Origin of the sequence: Streptomyces sp. NPDC057702, from assembly GCF_042799315.1 — a bacterium.
GTDB lineage: Bacteria > Actinomycetota > Actinomycetes > Streptomycetales > Streptomycetaceae > Streptomyces.
In genome coordinates, this window is record NZ_JBHVJC010000045.1 from 16,344 (window position 1) to 38,584 (window position 22,241).

The window sequence follows — 22,241 nt, forward strand, 5'->3', positions numbered from 1 at the left end:
TTACAGTCGGAAACTGGCAGTGGGCAATGCGCGCCACTCTACGACGTACGCAGGGCCTCGCACGAGGAACGCGCGAGGCCCTGCGGTGTGCCCGGAAGCGTGGTGTCGACGGCGCGGTGGCTCACATTCCGGCGATCAGCTTCTCCACTCGGTCGTCCACCGACCGGAACGGGTCCTTGCACAGCACGGTGCGCTGTGCTTGGTCATTGAGCTTGAGGTGCACCCAGTCGACGGTGAAGTCGCGGCGCTGTTCCTGAGCCCGTCGGATGAAGTCGCCACGCAGCCTGGCCCGCGTGGTCTGCGGCGGTACCGACTTGCCCTCGAAGATCTTCACGTCGTTGCAGACGCGGGCCGCCTGTCCCTTGCGCTCCAGGAGGTAGTAGAGCCCCCTGCGACGGTGAATGTCGTGGTAGGCGAGGTCTATCTGGGCGACCCGTGGATGCGACATGGTGATGTTGTTCTTCGCCCGGTACCGCTCGATGAGCTTGTACTTCATCACCCAGTCGATCTCGGTGGCGATGCTGTCCAGATTCTCGGTGCGCACCGCTTCCAGGGTGCGGCCCCACAGCTCCAGCACGCGTTCGACGGTGCCGGTCCTGATGCCGCGCCGTTCGCAGAAATCGACGGCCTTCTCGTAGTACTCCTGCTGCACTTCGAGCGCGGACGCCTCCCGCCCGCTGGCCAGCCGCACCTTGCGCTGGCCCGTGATGTCGTGGCTGACCTCGCGGATGGCCCGGATGGGGTTCTCCAGGGTCAGGTCGCGCATGACCGTGCCCGCCTCGATCATGCGCAGCACCAGATCGGTCGCGCCGACCTTGAGCAGCATGGTCGTCTCGGACATGTTGGAGTCGCCGACGATGACGTGCAGCCTGCGGTAGCGCTCCGCGTCGGCGTGCGGCTCGTCCCTGGTGTTGATGATCGGGCGCGAACGGGTGGTGGCGGAGCTGACGCCCTCCCAGATGTGCTCGGCGCGCTGGCTGACGCAGTACACCGCTCCGCGCGGCGTTTGCAGCACCTTGCCGGCGCCGCACAGCAACTGCCGTGTGACGAGGAAGGGAATGAGAATGTCGGCGAGCCGGGAGAACTCACCGTGTCGGGCCACGAGATAGTTTTCGTGACAACCGTAGGAGTTTCCCGCTGAATCGGTGTTGTTCTTGAACAGATAGACGTCGCCTGCGATTCCCTCCTCGTGCAGGCGGCGTTCCGCGTCGACCAGCAAGCCTTCCAGGATGCGCTCGCCGGCCTTGTCATGGGTGACCAGCTCGGTCACGTTGTCGCACTCGGGAGTTGCGTATTCCGGGTGCGAGCCCACGTCAAGGTAGAGGCGGGCGCCGTTACGCAGGAAGACGTTGCTGCTGCGGCCCCAGGAAACGACTCGGCGGAAGAGGTACCGCGCCACTTCGTCAGGTGACAGTCGGCGCTGTCCCCTGAACGTGCACGTGACGCCGTACTCGTTCTCCAGCCCGAAAATGCGGCGGTCCATGACTGAACATTACGCCTGATGACCCGCTCTGAAACCGGGTTCGACGGCACCGTTTCGATCATTTTCCGCCCCTGCGTCACCCGTCGTTGGGGCATCCGACCGAGCGGCGTCACCAGCCAGGAAGCGTCGGCAACCGACCAGCACCAGCAGCGCGGCCAGGCCCGCCACGCCCGGGGCGGCGAAGCCGGCCGCCACGCCGCCGAGTTCGACGGCGGGACCGGCGACGGCCGTACCGACCGCCGCGCCGACGCCGAAGGTGGTCACCAGCCAGGAGAACGCCTCGGTGACGGTGCCGCGCGGCGCGTGCCGGTCCACGACGACGAAAGCGCAGGCGAGGGCAGGTGCCAGGAAGAGGCCGGCCACCCCGGACAGTACGGTCATCGCCGCGACCCCCGGGACGAGGGCCAGCGGCAGGTACCCGACCGCCAGCGCCGCCACCAGCAGGCGCAGCCGCCGCTCCGGTTCGCCCGCCCAGGTGCGTGCTCCGTAGCAGACGCCGCCGACCAGCGCGCCGACGCCGAGCGCGGAGAGTAGGTAGCTGGAGACCATGCCGCCCCCGTGCTCGTCGGCGTAGGCCACCGCCGCCACGGCGATCGAGCCGAGCGCCAGGCCGACGAAGAGGAACGAGCCGATCAACACCAGCATCCCCGGCGAGCGCAGCGCGCCGAGCCAGTGCGCCTCGCGCGGCGCGGACCGCCAGGCGCGGGAGGGCTTGGACAGGACCACCCAGAGCGCGCCCAGGACCCCGACCACGTTGATGACCAGCAGCGCCGCCGCCTCCGACCACGCGGCCACCAGCAGGGTGACCATCAGCGGGCCGACCGAGAACATCACCTCCTGCGCCACGGCGTCCAGCGCGTAAGCCGCGTGCACCTGCTCCTGGCGCGGCAGCACGTGCGGCCACAGCGCCCGCAGCCCGCCCTCCAGCGGTGGCGTGAACACTCCGGCGATCCCCACGGCGAGGTAGGCGACCGGCAGCGGGGTCAGGCCGACGAGGGCGAAGAGCACCATGCCCAGGCCCGAGGCGAGCGCGGCGGGGAACATGACGCGGGGCTGCCCGTGGACGTCCACGGCCCGGCCGAGCAGCGGCTGACCGATGGCGGTGCCGATGCCGTAGACGGCCGAGAGCGCCCCGGCCAACGCGTAGCTGCCGCCCTCCGAACGGGTGAAGAGCACGATGGCGAGCGCCGCCGTGGCGTTCGGCAGCCGGCCGATGAGCGTGCCGGTGAGCAGGCGCGCCGCGTGCCTGGTCCGCAGCAGTTCGCCGTAGCCGGTGGCCATGGCCGCTCCCTCCGCCCCGTGCCGCGTGGCGTGTCGGGGTCGTCAAGTGTTACGTATAACGAGGCGCCGTCATACGTACCATGGCCGCTGTCAACGGGTCTACTCGGTTCCCGCCGGGCCACCGCCCACGCGGCCCCGACGTACGAGCCGGCCACCGGCGTTCGGCCGACCCAGCGGGACGCAGGCGGCGAGTGGCCGGGCGCGGCGGGCGGCGGACCGGCACCAACGGCGACCCGGACCCGGGTCGCGCCCCGGCACAGCGGAGAGACGGACAGCGGTGACAGACACGGCGGGGCGCGGCCCCGAACGCGCCTCCGGGCGATCCCCGCGACAGATCAGTTCAGGCCACGCGCGGTGGGCGTCTTCACCCCGCGAGGGGGCGCGCGCGGCGGGCCCGACACAGGCCCCCGCCCCCACCGGGGCCAGCGCCCCACCTCCCGGCGCGATTCCCCCGCCGGGAGGCGCGACACCGCCCGACTCACCCCTGACGCACCCGGCGACACGGGCCTGCGGGGAGGCCGGGGCGCCGGTCGAGGGCCGGGCTCCGGAGGCGGCCGGCCCCCGGGAGCGGGACCGGGGGCCCGTCGGCGCGCTCCGTCCGCCAGGGGTCCGGCAGTCCGGCGCGCAGGGGGCCGCGGGCCGCCCCACCAGTCGGGACGTGGCCCGCGCGGCGGGGGTCTCACAGGCCACCGTGTCCCTGGTGCTCGGGGACAAGTGGCGCGGTCGGGTCTCGCCCCGTACGGCGGAGGCCGTGCGCGAGGCCGCCCGGGAGCTGGGCTACCGGCCGAACCTCGCCGCCCGCCATCTGCGGCTCGGCCGCACGCGGACCGCGCTGCTCGTGGTGCCCGCCCTCAGCAACGAGTTCTTCGCCCGGGTCTACACGGGCGCCGCCGAGGTGGCCGCCGCGCACGGCGTCGGCGTGGTGCTCTACCCCTCGCCCGAGGGAGTCGGCCCCGCGCGGGACCCGTTCGGCTCGGCCCAGTCGACGCTCGACGGGGTGATCGCCTCGTCCATGGCGGCGGACGCGCTGGCCGCGCTGCGCGGGGACGGGCTGCCGCTGGTGATGCTCGACAGCGACCCGAACCGGGGCCCGGCCGGCGCCACCGTGAACGTCGACATCGAGGCGGGCATGCGGCGGCTGGGCGAGCACCTGCTGGGCCTCGGGCACCGCCGGGTGGCACACCTGGCCGCCGACGTGGACTCCTGGACCTTCCATGTACGCGCCGCCGCGCTGGCCACGACGCTGGGCGCGGTGGCGGGCACGTCCCTGCGCACCGAGTCCGCCCCGCTGTCCGTCGCCGGCGGCCTGGTCGCGGCCGAGCGGGCCCTGACCGCGCCGGGCGCCCGTCCCACGGCACTGGTCTGCGACGACGACGTGTTGGCCGCGGGCGCGTGCAAGGCCGCGCGCCGGCTTGGCCTACGCGTTCCGCAGGACGTGTCGGTGACCGGATTCGACGACGTGTCGTTGGCGACCGCCGTCGAACCGGAGCTGACGACCGTACGCCTGCCCGCCGAGGAGGTCGGGGCCGCGGGCATGCGCGCTCTGCTGGCCGTCCTGGACGGCGGCGGCACCGACGTGACCACCCTGCCGGTCACCCTCGTCACCCGGGACTCGACGGCCCCTCCGCCGCCCGGCCCGCCCGCGTCGGCCTGACGTCCGCCGCGGCTCGCTCGCCGGGGCCGGCGGGCCGGCCGGGGCCGGCGGGGGACACGACCCGCGACACCGGGCGGCCGGTCAGCGGACTGGAGTACACGACGCTCGTGGTGATCGAGCCCAGGGTGGCGACGCGGCCCGTCAGGCGCTCCAGGTCCCGCATCGAGCGGGCGACCACCTTGAGGACGAAACACTCCTCGCCTGTCACGTGGTGGGCCTCGACGATCTCCGGCATCGTGTCGAGCAGGTCGTGGAAGGGCTTGTAGTTGCCCGTGGGATAGCGGAGGCGGACGAAGGCCAGGATGTCCAGGCCCAGCGCCTCGGGGCGCACCAGCGCGCGGTACCCGGAGATGACACCGCTCTCCTCCAGGCGTCGGACCCGTTCCGTGACAGCGCTGGGCGACATGGAGACGCCGCGGGCCAGGTCGGCGTAGCTGGCCCGGCCGTCGCGCTGTAGGGCCTCCAGGAGGCGTAGATCAGTGGCGTCAAGGGAATCGGCGGCCATGGCCGATTGATACCACGGATCACACGGCCGGCAGCGGGCAGGACCGTGGATCTCGGGTTCTGCGGCGGGGGCGGAAAATCTAGCGTTGAGCCATGACCACCACCGACTTCAGCGCCGCCCCGCGGGTACCGGCCGCGGCGCCCGCCGAGGCAGCCGCGTTCTTCGCCGCCCGCCTCGCCTTCCAGACCGACGTCTCCGACGTCCACGCGTCCCTGCGGACCGACGCCCCGGGCTTCGTGCTCGTCGACTCGCGGGGGCGGGCCGGCTGGACGCAGGGCCACATCCCCGGCGCACTCCACCTGCCGACCGCCGACATCTCCGAGCGCGCCGCCGACCTCGTCGACCCGTCGGTCCCGGTCGTCACGTACTGCTGGGGCCCCGGATGCGACGGGGCGACCCGGGCGGCGCTCGCCTTCGCCCGGCTCGGCTACCGCGTCAAGGAGATGATCGGCGGAATCGAGTACTGGACGCGCGAGGGGTTCCCCGTCGAAGGAGCGAGTGGCCTCGTGCGGCACCCGGCCGACCCGCTGACGGCACCGGTCGGCTCGCCCGACTGCGCCTGCTGACCAGCGCCGACGCGCCAGCCGCCCCCGCGCCGTGGCCGGGTTCGGCACAGCGCTCCGCCCCGGCGCGCGCGTGGCGCGCACACCGGGGCGGAGTGGTCGCGGTGGGGCGGCGGGCTACCGCTACTCGTCCTCCGCCGCGTCCGACTCCTCGCCCTTCGCGGCGCCCTTCGTCTTCCTGGACGGCTTGGCGGGCGCCTCCTTCGCGGCGGAGTCGTCCCCCGCGGCCGGGGCGTCGGCCGCTGCCTCGTCGGGCGCCGGGTCCCCGTCGGCCTCGGGCCCCTCGGCCGGGGCGTCCTCCTCCAGCAGCCGGGAGAGCTGGCTGCCCAGAACGCGCTTGAACTTGCGCTGCTGGGGCCGGGTGCGGTCCAGGACCGCGACCTCCAACTGCTCGGCGGTCAGACTGCGCTCGCCGCCGTTGTTGTCCCGGGACAGCGACTCCACGGCGAGCTTGAGCGCCTCACCCAGGGTCATGCCGTCGCGGTGGCGCTGGTCGAGGTAGTTGCCGATCTGGTCGGAGTTGCCGCCGACCGCGACCGAGCCGTGTTCGTCGACGATCGAGCCGTCGTGCGGCAGCCGGTAGATCTGGTCGTCCTCGGGCCCGGCGCCGACCTCGGCGACGATGAGCTCGACCTCGTACGGCTTCTCGGCGTTGCTGGAGAAGATCGTGCCCAGGGTCTGCGCGTAGACGTTGGCCAGACCGCGAGCGGTCACGTCCTCGCGGTGGTAGGTGAAGCCACGCAGGTCGGCGTAGCGCACGCCGCCGATCCGCAGGTTCTCGAACTCGTTGTACTTGCCGACCGCCGCGAAGGCGATCCGGTCGTAGATCTCGCTGACCTTGTGCAGCGCCCGGGACGGGTTCTCGGCCACGAAGACGATGCCGTCGGTGTACTGGAGCACGACGACGCTACGACCTCGCGCGATGCCCTTGCGGGCGTACTCCGCGCGGTCGGCCATGGCCTGCTGGGGTGAGACATAGAACGGCGTCGACACCGGCTATCCGTCCCTTTCTGTCAGTGACGAGTGCATTGCGGACCTTCCCCGCCCTCAGAGGACGGCGGCCCGGGGGCCGTCCGGCTGCTGGAGGCGCCCCTCGTGAACGGCCCGCGCGATCTCGGACACCTCGGACTCGGCCAGGCGCCGGAAGCCCTCGTCGGTGATGACGGTGACGATCGGGTAGATCCGCCGGGCCAGGTCGGGCCCGCCGGTGGCGGAGTCGTCGTCCGCCGCGTCGTAGAGCGCCTGCACGACGGCGGTGGCGGCCTGGTTCTCCGTCAGGCCCTCGCGGTAGAGCTTCTTCAGCGCGCCACGGGCGAAGACCGAACCCGAACCGGTGGCCGCGAAGCCGTACTCCTCCGAGCGCCCGCCGGTGATGTCGTACGAGAAGATGCGCCCCTTCTCGCGGTCGACGTCCCAGCCGGTGAACAGCGGGACCACGGCCAGCCCCTGCATGGCCATGCCGAGGTTGCCACGGATCATCGTGGACAGCCGGTTCGCCTTGCCCTCCAGGGAGAGCTGGACGCCCTCGACCTTCTCGAAGTGCTCCAGCTCCAGCTGGAAGAGCTTGACCATCTCCACCGCGAGGCCCGCCGTGCCGGCGATGCCGACCGCGGCGTACTCGTCGGCCGGGAAGACCTTCTCGATGTCACGCTGGGCGATGACGTTGCCCATGGTGGCCCTGCGGTCACCGGCGAGCACCACACCGCCGTCGAACGTCGCCGCCACGATCGTGGTGCCGTGCGGGGCCTCGACGGCGCCGCGGACCTCGGGCAGCGGCCGGTTGCCCGGCAGCAGCTCCGGCGCGTGGTCACCGAGGAAGTCCATGAACGAGGAGGACCCGGGCGTCAGGAAGGCAGCAGGTAGACGCCCAGTGATACGAGTGTTGGCTTCCACAGGTTTCCTTCCAGATATGCGATGGCCCGGCGGTACGCCAGGGCCAGTCGTCAACGTCCCCACGGCCGCGTCGCGGTTGAAGCGCCGTACGCCCGGGACCCTACCCGCCCCGTGACGTTGATCCACATGCACGGCGGAAACGGTCGGGCAGATCGTCCGTGCCCCTGCCCGGCCGGTCCCGCCCCGGCCCGCGGCGCGGGCCGAAGCTCCCTCAACGGGAGATTCGATCACGTGCGCCCGACCTACTGTCCGCCCTTTTGCACGAACGACCGGACGAAGTCCTCGGCGTTCTCCTCCAGGACGTCGTCGATCTCGTCCAGCACGGAGTCCACGTCGTCCGAGAGCTTTTCCTGCCGCTCCTTCAGGTCCTCAGCGGCCTGCGCGTCCTGGGCTTGCTCGTCGACCTCCTCCTTGGAACGCGTCGCTCGCTGCTGCCCACCGTCGGTGTCCTTGGTCGCCATATCCCTCACCCCGCTCGGTTCGACGTACAAGATCAGACCCTACAAGCAGGGCCCGACATCGGGCCCGCACTTGCTACAACGTTCGAGAACCACCTCGATGATTCCCTGATCTCCCGGATCTCAGACGCGCTCAGCCACCCGACAGGACCCGCACCAGGTCCTCGGCGGTGCGGCAGCGGTCCAGGAGCTCCTTGACGTGGTTACGGGTACCACGCAGCGGCTCCAGGGTGGGCACCCGTTGGAGCGAGTCACGGCCGGGCAGGTCGAAGATCACCGAGTCCCAGGAGGCGGCGGCCACGTCGTCCGCGTACTGCTCCAGACAACGCCCACGGAAGTAGGCGCGGGTGTCCTCCGGGGGTTTGCGCTGGGCCCGCTCCACCTCGTCCTCCGCCAGCAGGCGGGTCATCCTGCCCCGGGCCGCCAGACGGTTGTACAGCCCCTTGTCCGGGCGCACGTCCGCGTACTGCAGGTCCACCAGGTGCAGCCGCGCCGCGTCCCACTCCAGGCCGTCCCGGCGTCGGTAGCCTTCGAGCAGCTCGCGCTTGGCGACCCAGTCCAGCTCGCCGGCCAGGCTCATCGGGTCGGTCTCCAGCCGGCCAAGCACGTCCTCCCAGCGCGTCAGGACGTCCTTGGTCTGCTCGTCGGCGTCGGCGCCGTACCGGTCCTCCACGTACTTGTGGGCCAGCTCGAAGTACTCCATCTGGAGCTGCACCGCGGTCAGCGTCCGACCGCTACGCAGCGTGACCAGCTGGCGCAGGGTGGGGTCGTGGGAGACCTGGTGCAGGGTGCGTACCGGCTGGTCGACGGCGAGGTCGACGGCGATGAAGCCGTCCTCGATCATGGCGAGCACCAGCGAGGTGGTGCCGAGCTTGAGGTAGGTCGAGATCTCGGACAGGTTCGCGTCGCCGATGATCACGTGGAGCCTGCGGTACTTCTCCGCGTCCGCGTGCGGCTCGTCCCGCGTGTTGATGATGGGCCGCTTCAGCGTCGTCTCCAGGCCCACCTCGACCTCGAAGTAGTCCGCGCGCTGGCTGAGCTGGAAGCCGTGGTCGTGGCCGTCCTGGCCGATGCCGACCCGGCCGGCGCCCGTGACCACCTGTCGGGAGACGAAGAACGGCGTGAGGTGGCGAACGATGTCCGAGAACGGCGTCGCCCGCTGCATCAGGTAGTTCTCGTGGGTGCCGTAGGAGGCGCCCTTGTTGTCCGTGTTGTTCTTGTACAGGTGGATCGGCTGCGCCCCGGGCACCTGCGCCGCGCGCTCGGCGGCCTCGGCCATGATGCGCTCGCCGGCCTTGTCCCAGAGCACCGCGTCCCGGGGGTTGGTGACCTCGGGGGCGCTGTACTCCGGGTGCGCGTGGTCCACGTACAGTCGCGCCCCGTTGGTGAGGATGACGTTGGCCAGGCCGATGTCCTCGTCCGTGAGCTGGCTGGAGTCCGCGGACTCGCGGGCGAGGTCGAAGCCACGGGCGTCCCGCAGCGGGTTCTCCTCCTCGAAGTCCCAGCGGGCGCGACGCGCCCGGTGCATCGCCGCCGCGTAGGCGTTGACGATCTGGGACGAGGTGAGCATGGCATTGGCGTTCGGGTGGCCGGGGACGGAGATCCCGTACTCCGTCTCGATTCCCATTACGCGCCGTACGGTCATGCGGCCCTCCTTGCCCGGCGGCGCCCACCCGTGAGGTCGGCGCTCAAGTACCGCCTCGCATCCGCTGCGTGTGCGGTCCCCGATCTCCCACGCCGCGGCGCTGCGGTACCGAAGAGCCTAGAACGGCTGAGCGGTGGTGGGGAGATCATTACAGTCATTGCTCCAGCCGTTCTCTGTCGCGTGCGTGAGCCGGAGAAAAACGTCCGGCTGCGGACGCCCCCAGGTTCCCCCGCGCGGGGCGGGGAGCAGGACATCCGCAGCCGGAGCGCGGCGTTACAGGTACTGACCGGTGTTCGCCACCGTGTCGATGGAGCGGCCGGTGTCCGCCCCCTGCTTTCCGGTGACGAGCGTACGGATGAAGACGATCCGCTCGCCCTTCTTTCCGGAGATGCGGGCCCAGTCGTCCGGGTTCGTGGTGTTCGGCAGGTCCTCGTTCTCCTTGAACTCGTCCACACAGGCGGCGAGCAGATGGGAGACCCGAAGGCCCTTCTGGTCGTGGTCGAGAAATGCCTTGATGGCCATTTTCTTGGCCCGGTCCACGATGTTCTGGATCATCGCGCCGGAATTGAAGTCCTTGAAGTACAGGACTTCCTTGTCACCGTTGGCGTAGGTGACCTCAAGGAACCGGTTCTCCTCGGATTCCGCGTACATCTGCTCGACGACCGACTGGATCATGCCGCTGACGGCCGCCTGCCGCGAGCCGCCGTGCTCGGCCAGGTCGTCGGTGTGCACCGGCAGGGTGGCCGTGAGGTACTTCGAGAAGATGTCCTTGGCCGCTTCGGCGTCCGGGCGCTCGATCTTGATCTTCACGTCGAGGCGTCCCGGGCGCAGGATGGCCGGGTCGATCATGTCCTCACGGTTGGAGGCGCCGATGACGATGACGTTCTCCAGGCCCTCCACACCGTCGATCTCCGACAGGAGCTGCGGGACGATGGTGTTCTCCACGTCCGAGCTCACGCCCGAGCCCCGGGTGCGGAAGAGGGAGTCCATCTCGTCGAAGAAGACGATGACGGGCGTGCCCTGACTCGCCTTCTCCCGGGCCCGCTGGAAGACCAGCCGGATGTGCCGCTCGGTCTCGCCGACGTACTTGTTGAGCAGCTCCGGGCCCTTGATGTTCAGGAAGAAGCTCTTGCCGGCGGGCTTGCCGGTCACCTCGGCGACCTTCTTGGCAAGGGAGTTGGCCACGGCCTTGGCGATCAACGTCTTGCCACAGCCGGGCGGGCCGTAGAGCAGGACGCCCTTGGGCGGCCGGAGTTCGTGCTCCCGGAAGAGGTCGGGGTGCAGGTACGGAAGCTCGACCGCGTCCCGGATCAGCTCGATCTGGTTCCCCAGACCGCCGATCTTGGTGTAGTCGATGTCGGGAACCTCTTCGAGGACGAGCTCCTCGACCTCGCTCTTCGGGATGACCTCGTACACGTAGCCGGAGCGCGGTTCGAGCAGCAGGGCGTCACCGGGGCGGATCACCACGTCAAGCAGCGGCTCGGCCAGCCGCACCACGCGCTCCTCGTCGGTGTGCCCGACCACCAGGGCGCGCTCGCCGTCCTCGAGGATCTCCTTGAGGGTGACGATGTCCCCGGCCCGCTCGAACGCCATGGCCTCGACCACGTTGAGCGCCTCGTTGAGCATGACCTCCTGGCCACGCCTGAGCTCCTCGAGCTCGACGCTCGGACTGACGTTGACCCGGAGCTTTCGGCCGCCGGTGAAAATGTCCGCCGTACCGTCCTCGTTCGCCTGCAAATACACACCGAAGCCCGCCGGTGGCTGCGCCAGCCGGTCGACTTCCTCCTTGAGGGCCACGATCTGGTCCCGGGCCTCACGGAGGGTATTCGCCAGTCGCTCGTTCTGCGCGGACACACCTGCGAGGTTGGTCTGCAGCTCGACGATCCGCTCTTCGAGAATCCTCGTGTGCCGCGGAGAGTCGGCGAGCTTGCGTCGCAGGACGGCGATTTCCTGCTCTAGATAGGCAACCTGGCCGGCTGGGTCCTCAGACCCCCGCCCCGGCCGGATGCCGCGGTTGATGTCGTCGTCGTGGGCTGCCACGGTCCTCACCTCCTCCAAGGGGAGCTGGACGCTTCCAGACCCTACCTGGGCCGGTGCAGGTTGAAACCCCTAGATCACAAACCGTTCGGGGTGTGTCCGATCTTCACCCTTGCGCACGTCCTCACGCCAGGGGAATACCCACCCAACAACATCGGAAAGCGGGCGGTTGTATCGTCGGGATGGTCAACACCCGTCAGGGCTGGCTTCAATTGGTTCACCCGCGCAGGAACGGCAGGCGAAATGACCGCGCAGAACGAGGTCTCCGGCAGCGAAACGACGGCCGCCGCATCCGAGGCTCTTGAGGTGTGGATCGACCAGGACCTGTGTACCGGCGACGGTATCTGTGCGCAGTACGCGCCCGAGGTCTTCGAGCTCGACATCGACGGCCTGGCCTACGTCAAGCCGCCCGTGCCGGCCGGCGAGGAGGCCGAGCTGCTCACGGAGCCCGGCGCGACGGCCCGGGTGCCGCTGCCGCTGCTCGCCGACGTGCGGGACTCGGCGAAGGAGTGCCCCGGCGACTGCATCCACGTACGCCGGGTGGCCGACCAGGTCGAGGTCTACGGCCCCGACGCGGCTTGAGCCACCCGCCCGGCGCCCCCGCCTCGGCCCGGCCTGGCGCCACCGTCACGGGGTGGCGGCGGGCGGCCGGAGCGGAGGCGGGGGCCTCAGACGCTGCCGGGTACGGGCAGCGCCTGGAGGACGAACTTGTCGTCCCGCCAACGCCAGTTGACGTCCCGCTCCAGGTCCGGGCAACAGCGCGGGACCTGGCCGGAGGAATAGCCGAGCAGGGTGGCCGAAACGGTGGCGTCGCGAAGGGTCAGGCGTCGCACGCTCATGTTCTCCTTCGGCTCCAGGAACGTGCTCACCACCCTCGGTTTCGCGCCGTGTTTGCCCGCCGAGTTGCTCGCGGGCGCTATCACGTAGATCCCGCTGGGCGGAGTGCCGATCTCGGAGTGGCAGCGCACCACGGCCACCGTCTCGGGCCGGCCGTCGCCGTCGAGGTCGCCCGAGGCGTGCTGGACGACGTCCACCGGGGCCGGACCGCACTCCACGGGGTAGGCGGCGGCGCGGGCGTCGGGGGCGGCGGCCGGACCGGAGGCGGGTGGCGCCGCGCGGCCCGGCGTCGCCGTGGCGTCCGAGGGGTGCAGCGCGACCGCACCGCCGACCACGCCCGCCAGGGCGAGCGCGGTGGCGATCCAGTGCACCCACCGGGTGCGGGTGTGCGGGAGGCCCGACGGGGGGCCGGCACCGGGCGTGGTGCGGGATGCGGGGGCGGACGCAGAGCCTGCCGAGGGCTGCACGCGGATAACTCCTGTGAGCGTCGTGGCGTCGGGGGTGGCCAGCATGGTGCCATACGTCACACTCGGCGAGAACAGCCGGGTGGTGGGCTGGCGCACTTCACCTAACGACGGAGCGCCGCCGACGGTTCCCTGGCGGGAAGTCGTCGGCGGCGCCGCGTGGTTCGCGCCGCGTCCGGTGACGCGTGGCGCGCGGGATGTTCGCGATGTGGGTGGTGCCGGTGCGGTGTGGTGCCGGTCGGTGCCGTCAGTCGCTGGTGGCGGAGGGTTCCGCGCTCGCGCCGGCGGACCCGCCCGTGGCGGCCCCCTGGCCGCGGCCGGGGCCCGTGTAGTCCTCGCCGTACGCGCCCTTGGCCGGGCGGCGGCGGCGCAGCGGCGGCTCGACGCCGTCGGCCAGGCGGCGCGCGGTCAGCAGGAAGCCGGTGTGCCCGATCATGCGGTGGTCGGGGCGTACGGCCAGGCCCTCCACGTGCCAGGTGCGGACCATGGTCTCCCAGGCCGAGGGCTCGTTGAACGTGCCGTGCTCCCTGATCGCCTCGACGGTGCGGGCGAGCTGGGTGGTGGTGGCGACGTACGCGCACAGGATGCCGCCGGGCACCAGCGCCTTGGAGACGGCCTCCAGGCACTCCCAGGGGGCGAGCATGTCGAGGATGACGCGGTCGACGTCGGTGTCCGACAGGTTGTCCTGAAGGTCCCCGACGGTCAGCTCCCAGGCGGGGTGCGGGCCGCCGAAGTAGCGCTCGACGTTCTGGGTGGCGATCTCGGCGAAGTCGGCGCGGCGCTCGTAGGAGTGCAGCATGCCCTGGTCGCCGATGGCGCGCAGGAGGAAGCTGCTGAGCGAGCCGGAGCCGACGCCGGCCTCCACGACCCGGGCCCCGGGGAAGATGTCGGCCATCGCCAGGATCTGCCCCGCGTCCTTGGGGTAGACCACGGCGGCTCCGCGCGGCATGGACAGGACGTAGTCGGGGAGCAGGGGGCGCAGCGCGAGGTAGGCGACGTTCCCGGTGGTACGGACAACACTGCCCTCGGGAGCACCGATCAGCTCGTCGTGCGGGAAGGCACCCTTGTGGGTGTGGAAGCTCTTCCCGGCTTCGAGCGTGAAGGTGTAGTGGCGTCCCTTGGGGTCGGTGAGCTGGACCTGGTCCCCGACCTGGAAGGGGCCGCGACGGCGGGCGGCACCGGTCGGTTCGGACATGTGACCAGCCTACCGGTCTGTCGCCGCGCCGCGGACCGGCCCCGGCGGGGCGTACCGGCATCGGTCGGCGGGCGGACGTCGCGGGCGCGTGGGGGTGGGCCGGTGGCAGGCGGGGCGGGGCGCCGTCAGAAGGGGCGGGCCATCGCCGCCACGAAGGCGCGCTCGACGTCGACGGTGGAGAGCACGCCGTAGATCTCGCCGGTCTCCTCGACCACCAGGTACTCGGTGGCCGGGGTCGCGCGCAGGGTGTCCAGGAGCTGCTCGCCGGTGAGCTCGGCGGAGACGCGCATGCCCTCCTTGAGGTCCTGGGCCAGACCGCTGACCGCGACCCAGGGGCGGCGGTGCTCGGGGATGCCGACGATGGCCGCCTCCCGGACGACGGCGGTCGGATCGCCCTGGCTGTCGACGACGACCAGGGCGCGGGCGCCGGCCTCGTTGGCGCGGCGCAGGGCCTCGGAGAGCGGGGTGTCGGCGGCGACGGGGACGGCGCGCCGGGTGAGCGTGCGGGCGCGCAGGTCGGGCAGGCGCTCGCGGAGCCGGGCCATCCGCAGGCCGTTGCCGGCACCGGTCCAGATGATCGCGGCGAGGATGGCGGCCAGCAGCGCGTCGGTGAGCGAGTCCACACTGCCGAAGCCGTCGGAGTCGCCGAAGCCGCCGGCGTGGGTGATCAGCGGAAGTCCGATCAGCACCGCGACGGCCAGCGCTCGCCCGGTCCAGGCGGCGGCGACGGTGCCGGTCATCGGCTTGCCGCTGATCTTCCAGACCACGGCTCGCAGCATGCGTCCGCCGTCCAGCGGCAGGCCGGGCAGCAGGTTGAAGGCGGCGACGATCAGGTTGGAGATCATCAGGCCGGCCAGCAGTACGCCGGGCACCGTGCCGGGCTGCACGAGCTGCATGCCCAGGTAGAAGACGCCGGCCAGGACGAGCGAGAGCAGGGGGCCGACGAAGGCGAGGACGAACTCCCGGCCCGGCGTCTCGGACTCCTTCTCGATCTCCGAGACGCCGCCGAAGAACTGCAACTGGATGCGGCGTACCGGCAGTTTGAAGCGGAGCGCGGCGACCGTGTGGGCCAGTTCGTGGACGAGCACCGAGGCGTAGAAGGCGATGGCGAAGAAGAGCGAGACCAGGTAGCGCGCGTTGCCGAGCTCCGGCAGTACGCGGTCGAGTTGACCGCCGAACACCCAGGTGATCAGGGCGGCGACCAGGAACCAGCTCGGCGCGACGTAGACCGGGACGCCGAAGGGGCGGCCCATGAGGAAGCCGCCGCCGACCTCCCTGGGCCGCTCGGGTTTGCGGTCCTCGGGCTGGGTCGGGCGATCCGGCCCCCCGTTGCCGGACTGCCGCTGCCCGCTGTTGTCCACGGTGTCCTCTCGTCTGTGCGTCCTCCCGTCGCCTGGCGCGATCTGTCGATCATGCGACGTGAGGTGTTCTGTCGTCGATGGTATGCGTCTGCCTGCGCTTCGCTCGGCCTCGGCTCCCCCTTTACCCTCCCGGGGGTCGGCCCGGGAATTCCGGGAGCGCGCCCGGGGCGGTGCGGGTCACTCCCGCCACTGTGCGCCTGCCCCGTCACCCCCGTCGCGATGCCCGGCCCGGCCTGCCGCGACCGCCGCGAATGTCAGTGCGGGGCCGTAGGGTTTCGTGGCATGGGAACCACGGAGAAGACCGGGCGGGCGACGTCCCGGGCGCCGCTGTCGTCGTCGCTGTCGCCCTCGCGGGCGGCGGACTTCATGCGGTGCCCCCTGTTGTACCGCTTTCGTGTGATCGACAAGCTGCCGGAGAAGCCGAGTGCCGCGGCGACCCGGGGCACCGTGGTGCACGCGGTGCTGGAGCGGCTGTTCGACGCGCCGGCGGGAGACCGTACGGCGCCCCGGGCGCGGGCCATGGTCCCGGGCGAGTGGGAGCGGCTGCTGGCGGCCAAGCCGGAGCTGGCGGAGCTGTTCGCGACGCGGGACGGCGGGCTGGACCCGGAGCGGCTGGCGGAGTGGCTGCGGGAGGCCGAGCAGCTGGTCGAGCGGTGGTTCACGCTGGAGGATCCCACGCGCCTGGAGCCCGCCGAGCGCGAGCTGTACGTGGAGACGGCCCTGGAGTCGGGGCTGACGCTGCGCGGCTACATCGACCGGGTGGACATCGCGCCGACGGGCGAGGTGCGGGTGGTCGACTACAAGACGGGGCGGGCGCCGGCGCCGCGGTACCGGGACGAGGCACTGTTCCAGATGACGTTCTACGCGCTGGTGCTGTGGCGGCTGCGGGGTGTGGTGCCCCGGCGGCTCCAGCTCGTCTACCTGGGCAGTGGTGACGTGCTCACCTACGATCCGGTGGCCGCGGAGCTGGAGGCGGTCGAGCGCAAGCTGCTGGCGCTGTGGGCCGCGATCCGGGAGGCGACCGAGACGGGGAACTGGGAGCCGCGGCAGACCAAGCTGTGCGGCTGGTGCGACCACCAGGCGCGGTGCCCGGAGTTCGGCGGCACTCCCCCGCCCTATCCGCTCAAGGTCATCCCCGCGCGGTCGAGCCCGGAGAGTCAGGGCAGAATGGGCCAGGTCTAGCGAAGGAGACCCCGTGGCGATCCGCGTTCTGCTCGTCGATGACCAGCCGCTGCTGCGCACCGGCTTCCGGATGATCCTGGAGGCCGAGCAGGATCTCGCGGTGGTCGGCGAGGCCGGGGACGGGCTGCAGGCCCTTGACCAGGTCCGGGCCCTGCAGCCGGATGTGGTGCTGATGGACATCCGCATGCCCCGGATGGACGGCGTGGAGGCGACCCGGCAGATCACCGGCCCGGGGCGGGACGGCCCGGCCAAGGTGCTGGTGCTCACCACGTTCGACCTCGACGAGTACGTGGTGGAGGCGTTGCGCGCCGGGGCCAGCGGCTTCCTGCTCAAGGACGCGCCGGCCAACGAGCTGGTGCAGGCGATCCGGGTGGTGGCCGCGGGCGAGGCGATGCTGGCGCCGAGCGTGACCCGGCGGCTGCTGGACAAGTACGCCGGGCATCTGCCCTCGGGTGAGGAGTCGGTGCCCGACACACTGCACACGCTCACCGACCGCGAGGTGGAGGTCCTCAAGTTGGTGGCCCGTGGGCTGTCGAACGCGGAGATCGCGGCCGACCTGTTCGTGAGCGAGACGACGGTCAAGACGCACGTGGGGCACGTGCTCACCAAGCTGGGACTGCGGGACCGGGTGCAGGCCGCGGTCTACGCGTACGAGAGCGGTCTGGTCCGGCCCGGCGCCCAGTAGCCGGCCCGGCGGTCCCGACCGCTCGGCACGTCATCGCGTCCCGGCCGCCGGCCCTCGCCGGGCGCGGCGGGCGCTCGGCGAGGTCCGGGGGGCGAGCTCGGGCGAGGGCGTCAGTCGCCCGTCTTGGCGATCTCCCAGAAGCGGAAGACCGTGGTCGCGTCCAGCGTCCACTGGAGGCCTGTGATGTCCTCGTCGGCCACCGCGTACTGCTTGCCCTGCCACAGCGGTATGACCGGCAGGTCTCTGGCGACCTTGGTCTGGATGCGCGCGAAGTCGCCGACGGTGTCGGCGCGGTCGGCCTGGCTGGCGGTGTGTGGCAGCCAGCGGGCGGTGATGTCGCCGGCGTCGTAGTGGTTGGCCAGCACGTTGTCCGGGCCGAAGAAGGGCGCGGTGAAGTTGTCGGGGTCCGGGTAGTCGGGCACCCAGCCCTTCACGTAGACGCCGTAGTCGCCGTCGCTGATCCCCTTCTCGTACGCGCTGAACTCGGCGCTCCTCACGTCGGCCGTGAACAGTCCGCTGGCGTTGAGCTGCTCGGCGATCAGTCGCAGGCCGGCGTTGGTGCCGGGGCCGTAGCGGACCGGGGTGCCCCACAGGGTGAGCCTGACCTTGTCCTTGATGCCGTCGGCGCGGAGCGCGGCGCGGGCCTTGGCGCGTTGCGGGCGGTCTCCGTACAGGTCGAAGTAGGGCGTCTTGTGGGCGGTGATGCCGGCCGGGACGGTGGAGTACAGCGGTTGCACGGTGCGCTGGTACACGTCGCGGGCCAGCAGGTTGCGGTCGATGAGGTAGGCCACGGCCTGGCGTACGCCGCGTCGCTTGGCGATCGGGTCGCGCAGGTTGAAGACCAGGTGCTGGACCTCCGCGCTGGTGCCCTCGACCACCTTGAGGTCCGGGGCGCCGCCGGTGGGCTTCTCGATCCGGGCGACGGCGGCGGACTCCAGGCCACGGTAGGCGAGGTCGACGTCGCCCGCGCGGACGGCGGCGGCCAGGGCGGGCTGGTCGCCCTGGAAGAACTTCATGGTCATGCCGGAGTTCTGCGGCCGGGCCGGGCCCCGGTAGGCGTCGTTGACCGAGAACCGCGCCTCCTGGCGGTCGAAGGAGTCCAGGCGGTAGACGCCGGAGCCGACGGCCTCGTGGTCGGTGCGCAGTGTGTTTCTGGGGTAGACCCGGTGGTCCACGATGGAGCCGGCGCCGGAGGCGATCTTCTGCGGGAAGGTGGCGTCCGAGGCCTTGAGGCGGAAGATGACCCTCCGCTCGTCAGGCGTATCGATCCTGCCGATCGAGGAGAGCAGGACGGCGGGTCCGTCGCGGTGGGCGATGGCCAGGGTGCGTTCGAAGGAGTGCTTGACGTCCCGCGAGGTGAGGTCGTGGCCGTTGGTGAAGGTCAGGCCGGTGCGCAGGGTGCAGCGGAAGACCCTGCTGGTGCGGTCGTCGAACGCGCAGGACTCGGCCGCCTCGGGCTGTGGCGCGCTGCCTCCCTTGGGGAAGCTCAGCAATGACTGGAAGACGTTGTTGAACAGCAGCCAGGAGCCGGGGTCGTAGCCGGCGGCGGGGTCGGTGGATAAGACGCGGTCGGACATGCCCATGACCACGCGTTTGCCCGTGCCCGCGGCCGACCTCCCGTCCGCACCGCACCCCGCCGCCAGCAGGGCGGCGAGTCCGACGACGAGCGGTACTGCCGGCCACTGGTTCCGTTTCCTCACGCGCGCCTACCTCACGGTTGCCTCGGATGATTCCTCGGAACCGGTGGCGTCGCTGACACCGGCCCGATCAGCCCTCGACGCCGCGGCCCAGCTCCCACAGTCGGAGCTTGCCTGCGTCGTCGACCGCCCACTCCGCGCCGGTGATCCCGTCACGGGTGGCGACGTACTGCTTCCCCTGCCACAGCGGCAACACCGGCACCTCGTCCGCGATGATGTCCTGGGCCTGCTGGAAGTCCCTGACGGCTACGGTGCGCTGCTCCTGCTGCCGGGTGCGTGGGATCAGGACATCTTCGATCGTGGTGTTTCGATACGGGGAACCCAGGAAGTTGTCGGGCCCGAAGAACGGCGCGACGTAGTTGTCCGGGTCCGGGAAGTCGGGGTACCAACCCATGCCGTACGCGGCGTACTTGCCACTGGAGGCGGCCGGACGGAACTCCGTCCACGGCACGTCCTTGATGGTCACCCGGAACAGCCCGCTGGCGTTGAGCTGCTGCCTGAGCGCCTCGAACTCCTTGGTGGACGCCGGGCCGTAGTGGTCCGAGGAGTAGTGGAGGGTCAGCTTCACCGGGGTGCTCACGTCGGCGTCGCGCAGGATCTCGCGGGCCTTGCTGACGTTGGGGTCGCCGTAGGTGTTGTGGAAGGAGTTGGTGTGGGCCGAGGTGCCGGTCGGCACCAGCGAGTACAGCGGGACGGTGGTGCGCTGGTAGACGTCGCGCACCAGCGCCTGCCGGTCGACGAGTTGGGCCATCGCCTTGCGTACGGCCTTGTCGCGCACCGCCGAGGCGTCGGTGTTGAAGGCGAGGTAACGAATCTCCTGGCCCGAGGACTCGGTGAGCCGGATGTCGCCCTGGCCGTTGCCGCGCAGCCGCACGATCTGTTCCGGGGCCAGGGTGCGGTTGAGCACGCTGATGTCGCCCCCGGTCAGGGCCTTCTCCATCGCCTTGGCGTCGTCGAAGAACCGCATCTCGACCTTCTTGTTCCTGACCTCCACCGCGCCCTGGTACTTCGGGTTCCTGGTGAAGACGGCCTTGGTCAGCCGGTTGTCGCTGGTCTCGACGCTCATCTGGTACGGCCCCGAGCCGCTGACCTCGAAGCCGGCCCGCAGCTTGTCCTTGGCGTAGTCCTCGCTGTCGACCAGGGCGGCGGCGGGGGTGGCGAGCTTGTGCGGGAAGGTGGCGTCGGGCGACTTGAGGTGGAAGACGACCTCCAGCTCACCCGCGGCCTCGACCTTGTCGATGTTGCCGATCAGGGCCTGCGGGCCGTTGTCGTGATCGATGCCCAGGGTGCGCTGGAAGGAGAAGACGACGTCCCGCGCGGTCAGCTCGTGCCCGTTGGAGAACGTCAGCCCGGAGCGCAGCTTGCAGCGGAACTGCTCGCTCTGCTTGTCCTGGAACCCGCAGCTCCGCGCGGCGTCGGGCACCGGCGTGCTGCCCGAGCGCGGCATGCGCAGCAGGGTCTGGAAGACGTTGTGCATCAGGCCCCAGGACCCCACGTCATATACCTGGGCGGGGTCCAGCGGCGCCGGTGCCGCGTCCGTGGCCTTGATCAGATCCGTGCTTCCCACGACGATCGTGTCACCGCCCGAACCTGATCCATCCGCACTCCCGCAACCCGCGAGAACAGAGGTCAACAGGCCCATCATGGCGGGCAACACCATCGTCTTGCGGTTCATTCTCGGGGGACTCCCTACCATCGAAACCCGGGTCCCTACCGTTGTTCGGTCAGCGGGCTACGGGGGTTGTGCTGATGTTCTCGGGGAGACATTAGTAGCCACCCCCCGCATTACTGGAGAGCGGTGCGGTGGGGGCGATATCGCGGCGTTATCGCTCCACTCCGCCCCGGGATATGCACACCGAAGAACGATTCGTGCGAGAAAACGCCAAACGGGACACAAGACCTCAATCGAAACCGGCCGAATCGGCCGGTCAGCACACGCAACGGTCGACTGTCGACGGACGGTTCAGTGAGATAAATCACGCGCCTGATTCTCCCGTGACACCCGTTTACGGCGCGCCGGGGGTACGGGCGAGGCAACCGGAATTCGATCAGCGCATTCCCTCGGCGAACTTCGCGCACTCCCCGCGTATGCGGCGTTCGACTTCCGTAATCACCCCGGGGAAGCCCGGTTACGGTGCGCGGACACCGCGTGAAGTGCGGTGTCCGCGCGGCCTGTTGGGCGAATCCCGGCGACCGAGAAGATCAACTTTCCCTGGGGCACGTTCACTTCGCGCTGTGCCACGCGAATATGACGCTCGGTCGGCAATGGGAATACGAACCGCGACCGATCGCTTACGCGACGACGGCCTCGGCTTGATCAATTGGCCCGACCAATGTGCGGAGAAAAGCGAGGTCCACGCCTTCGAGCGAGGGCACCACGGTGCGCCCGGGAGCCGGCTGGATGGGGACCACCGACGGCACCGCCAGCACCGGGCAGCCCGCCGCCTCGGCCGCCGTCACACCCGTCACGGTGTCCTCGATGACCACACAGCGCCCGGGGTCGGCCCCCAGGCCCGCCGCGGCGAGCAGGTAGGGGTCGGGGTACGGCTTGGTGCGCTCGACCTCGTCGCCGGCGACGGTGAGCTGGAAGTGCTGGGCGCCCAGCGAGAGCAGCACCTGGTCGATGACGCGCCGGTGCGAGGCGGAGACCAGGGCGGTGGGCACACCGCGCGCGCTGAGCTCCGTCAGCAACCTCCTGGCCCCGGGCAGCAGCGGCACGTTGCCCCCGATCAGCTCCGTGAAACGGGTGTTGAGCAGCGTGGTGAGCTCGTCCAGCGCGATGTCGGCGCCGGTGACCTCGATCAGGTACGAGGCGCTGCGCGTCATGGGGCCGCCGACGACGACCGCGCGGTGCGCCTCGTCCAGCTCGTGCCCGAGCTCGGCGAAGATCGCGGACTCCGCCGTCCACCACAGGCCCTCGGTGTCCACCAGAGTGCCGTCCATGTCGAGCAGGACGCCCTCCAGGGCCGGGGCCCACTCCGCGTCGGATCGTGGGTCGACAGCGGGGATGCTGCTGGTCATCCATGCACCTCCGTAAGGAAAGGCCCCCTGCGGGGCGCGCCCGGCGGAGGGCGCCACAAGGCCCGCCACCAGGGCAAACGAGCCGGTCACTCTCCGCTCGGAGAGGCAACCGGCTGCTACTGGACCGACCAGTGTACGTCCGGCGTACAGGGAGCGCTCGGGGATATCCGGCGCCGTTCGGCACGCCCCGCGAGCTCCGTCGGCGCCGCTCGCGGGGCCGCCGCGGGCCCGCGTGCCGCCGCCCCGGTCACGCGGGCGCGACCGGGGCGGCGGGGCCGCG

At 70.9% G+C, this 22,241-nt stretch carries 18 protein-coding genes and 1 pseudogene; 5 read left to right on the forward strand and 14 right to left on the reverse strand.

What is annotated here, in order from left to right:
- Positions 1–121: 121 nt before the first annotated feature.
- Both pafA and ACFVFR_RS27875 read right to left on the reverse strand, forming a co-directional pair.
- Complete coding sequence (pafA, locus tag ACFVFR_RS27870; RefSeq protein WP_383706605.1) at positions 122–1,483, reverse strand: Pup--protein ligase; 1,362 nt, start codon at positions 1,481–1,483, stop codon at positions 122–124.
- A gap of 9 nt (positions 1,484–1,492) precedes the next feature.
- The gene (locus ACFVFR_RS27875; protein ID WP_383706607.1) at positions 1,493–2,764 is read right to left on the reverse strand and encodes an MFS transporter; all 1,272 of its coding nucleotides are present in this window, start codon (positions 2,762–2,764) and stop codon (positions 1,493–1,495) included.
- 658 nt (positions 2,765–3,422) lie between these two features.
- On the opposite strand from ACFVFR_RS27875, the gene ACFVFR_RS27880 reads away from it, so the two are divergent.
- Positions 3,423–4,418: a LacI family DNA-binding transcriptional regulator gene (locus ACFVFR_RS27880; protein WP_383706609.1), complete on the forward strand. Its 996-nt coding sequence runs from the start codon at positions 3,423–3,425 to the stop codon at positions 4,416–4,418.
- A 61-nt stretch (positions 4,419–4,479) separates the two neighbouring features.
- Here the strand turns inward: ACFVFR_RS27880 and ACFVFR_RS27885 are convergent.
- A pseudogene (locus ACFVFR_RS27885) lies at positions 4,480–4,923 on the reverse strand (Lrp/AsnC family transcriptional regulator); the annotation flags it as partial.
- A gap of 92 nt (positions 4,924–5,015) precedes the next feature.
- On the opposite strand from ACFVFR_RS27885, the gene ACFVFR_RS27890 reads away from it, so the two are divergent.
- Entirely contained in the window at positions 5,016–5,489 is a 474-nt protein-coding gene (locus tag ACFVFR_RS27890; protein WP_383706611.1) for a rhodanese-like domain-containing protein, read from the forward strand.
- A 120-nt stretch (positions 5,490–5,609) separates the two neighbouring features.
- Here the strand turns inward: ACFVFR_RS27890 and prcA are convergent, their stop codons facing one another.
- The 5 genes from prcA to arc all read right to left on the reverse strand — a co-directional run bounded on the left by prcA (position 5,610) and on the right by arc (position 11,522).
- Positions 5,610–6,479, reverse strand: coding sequence for a proteasome subunit alpha (gene prcA, locus ACFVFR_RS27895; protein WP_383706613.1), 870 nt, complete (start codon positions 6,477–6,479; stop codon positions 5,610–5,612).
- A gap of 54 nt (positions 6,480–6,533) precedes the next feature.
- The gene (prcB, locus tag ACFVFR_RS27900; protein ID WP_383706615.1) at positions 6,534–7,379 is read right to left on the reverse strand and encodes a proteasome subunit beta; all 846 of its coding nucleotides are present in this window, start codon (positions 7,377–7,379) and stop codon (positions 6,534–6,536) included.
- 242 nt (positions 7,380–7,621) lie between these two features.
- Positions 7,622–7,840, reverse strand: a complete 219-nt coding sequence (locus ACFVFR_RS27905; RefSeq protein WP_176164861.1) for a ubiquitin-like protein Pup — start codon at positions 7,838–7,840, stop codon at positions 7,622–7,624.
- Between the two features lie 130 nt (positions 7,841–7,970).
- The gene (dop, locus tag ACFVFR_RS27910; protein WP_383706618.1) at positions 7,971–9,482 is read right to left on the reverse strand and encodes a depupylase/deamidase Dop; all 1,512 of its coding nucleotides are present in this window, start codon (positions 9,480–9,482) and stop codon (positions 7,971–7,973) included.
- A 273-nt stretch (positions 9,483–9,755) separates the two neighbouring features.
- Complete coding sequence (gene arc, locus ACFVFR_RS27915) at positions 9,756–11,522, reverse strand: proteasome ATPase (RefSeq protein ID WP_383706620.1); 1,767 nt, start codon at positions 11,520–11,522, stop codon at positions 9,756–9,758.
- 240 nt (positions 11,523–11,762) lie between these two features.
- Here arc and ACFVFR_RS27920 point away from each other — a divergent pair, with 240 nt between their 5' ends.
- Complete coding sequence (locus tag ACFVFR_RS27920; RefSeq protein ID WP_383706622.1) at positions 11,763–12,101, forward strand: ferredoxin; 339 nt, start codon at positions 11,763–11,765, stop codon at positions 12,099–12,101.
- 86 nt (positions 12,102–12,187) lie between these two features.
- Here the strand turns inward: ACFVFR_RS27920 and ACFVFR_RS27925 are convergent, their stop codons facing one another.
- The 3 genes from ACFVFR_RS27925 to ACFVFR_RS27935 all read right to left on the reverse strand — a co-directional run bounded on the left by ACFVFR_RS27925 (position 12,188) and on the right by ACFVFR_RS27935 (position 15,376).
- Complete coding sequence (locus ACFVFR_RS27925) at positions 12,188–12,823, reverse strand: hypothetical protein (RefSeq protein ID WP_383706624.1); 636 nt, start codon at positions 12,821–12,823, stop codon at positions 12,188–12,190.
- 244 nt (positions 12,824–13,067) lie between these two features.
- Positions 13,068–14,015, reverse strand: coding sequence for a tRNA (adenine-N1)-methyltransferase (locus tag ACFVFR_RS27930; RefSeq protein ID WP_383706626.1), 948 nt, complete (start codon positions 14,013–14,015; stop codon positions 13,068–13,070).
- 125 nt (positions 14,016–14,140) lie between these two features.
- Positions 14,141–15,376 carry a site-2 protease family protein gene (locus ACFVFR_RS27935; RefSeq protein WP_383706628.1) on the reverse strand — a complete coding sequence of 412 codons (1,236 nt, stop codon included), beginning with the start codon at positions 15,374–15,376 and terminating at the stop codon, positions 14,141–14,143.
- Between the two features lie 282 nt (positions 15,377–15,658).
- Here ACFVFR_RS27935 and ACFVFR_RS27940 point away from each other — a divergent pair, with 282 nt between their 5' ends.
- Both ACFVFR_RS27940 and ACFVFR_RS27945 read left to right on the forward strand, forming a co-directional pair.
- On the forward strand, positions 15,659–16,558 hold the full coding sequence (locus ACFVFR_RS27940; protein WP_383706630.1) for a RecB family exonuclease: 900 nt from the start codon (positions 15,659–15,661) through the stop codon (positions 16,556–16,558).
- A 13-nt stretch (positions 16,559–16,571) separates the two neighbouring features.
- A complete protein-coding gene (locus ACFVFR_RS27945; protein WP_383706632.1) occupies positions 16,572–17,243 on the forward strand; it encodes a response regulator in 672 nt (223 codons plus the stop codon).
- 110 nt (positions 17,244–17,353) lie between these two features.
- Here the strand turns inward: ACFVFR_RS27945 and ACFVFR_RS27950 are convergent, their stop codons facing one another.
- The 3 genes from ACFVFR_RS27950 to ACFVFR_RS27960 all read right to left on the reverse strand — a co-directional run bounded on the left by ACFVFR_RS27950 (position 17,354) and on the right by ACFVFR_RS27960 (position 21,961).
- Positions 17,354–18,943, reverse strand: coding sequence for an ABC transporter substrate-binding protein (locus ACFVFR_RS27950; RefSeq protein ID WP_383706634.1), 1,590 nt, complete (start codon positions 18,941–18,943; stop codon positions 17,354–17,356).
- Between the two features lie 67 nt (positions 18,944–19,010).
- Entirely contained in the window at positions 19,011–20,615 is a 1,605-nt protein-coding gene (locus tag ACFVFR_RS27955) for an ABC transporter substrate-binding protein (protein ID WP_383706636.1), read from the reverse strand.
- Positions 20,616–21,232: 617 nt separating this feature from the next.
- Positions 21,233–21,961 carry an HAD family hydrolase gene (locus tag ACFVFR_RS27960; RefSeq protein ID WP_383706638.1) on the reverse strand — a complete coding sequence of 243 codons (729 nt, stop codon included), beginning with the start codon at positions 21,959–21,961 and terminating at the stop codon, positions 21,233–21,235.
- Between the last annotated feature and the right edge of the window lie 280 nt (positions 21,962–22,241).

Coding starts and splice junctions, on each gene's coding strand:
- pafA (WP_383706605.1), bottom strand. CDS start 1,483: ATGGACCGCCGCATTTTCGGGCTGGAGAACGAGTACGGCGTCACGTGC.
- ACFVFR_RS27875 (WP_383706607.1), bottom strand. CDS start 2,764: ATGGCCACCGGCTACGGCGAACTGCTGCGGACCAGGCACGCGGCGCGC.
- ACFVFR_RS27890 (WP_383706611.1), top strand. CDS start 5,016: ATGACCACCACCGACTTCAGCGCCGCCCCGCGGGTACCGGCCGCGGCG.
- ACFVFR_RS27905 (WP_176164861.1), bottom strand. CDS start 7,840: ATGGCGACCAAGGACACCGACGGTGGGCAGCAGCGAGCGACGCGTTCC.
- dop (WP_383706618.1), bottom strand. CDS start 9,482: ATGACCGTACGGCGCGTAATGGGAATCGAGACGGAGTACGGGATCTCC.
- ACFVFR_RS27920 (WP_383706622.1), top strand. CDS start 11,763: ATGACCGCGCAGAACGAGGTCTCCGGCAGCGAAACGACGGCCGCCGCA.
- ACFVFR_RS27930 (WP_383706626.1), bottom strand. CDS start 14,015: ATGTCCGAACCGACCGGTGCCGCCCGCCGTCGCGGCCCCTTCCAGGTC.
- ACFVFR_RS27940 (WP_383706630.1), top strand. CDS start 15,659: ATGGGAACCACGGAGAAGACCGGGCGGGCGACGTCCCGGGCGCCGCTG.
- ACFVFR_RS27955 (WP_383706636.1), bottom strand. CDS start 20,615: ATGAACCGCAAGACGATGGTGTTGCCCGCCATGATGGGCCTGTTGACC.
- ACFVFR_RS27960 (WP_383706638.1), bottom strand. CDS start 21,961: ATGACCAGCAGCATCCCCGCTGTCGACCCACGATCCGACGCGGAGTGG.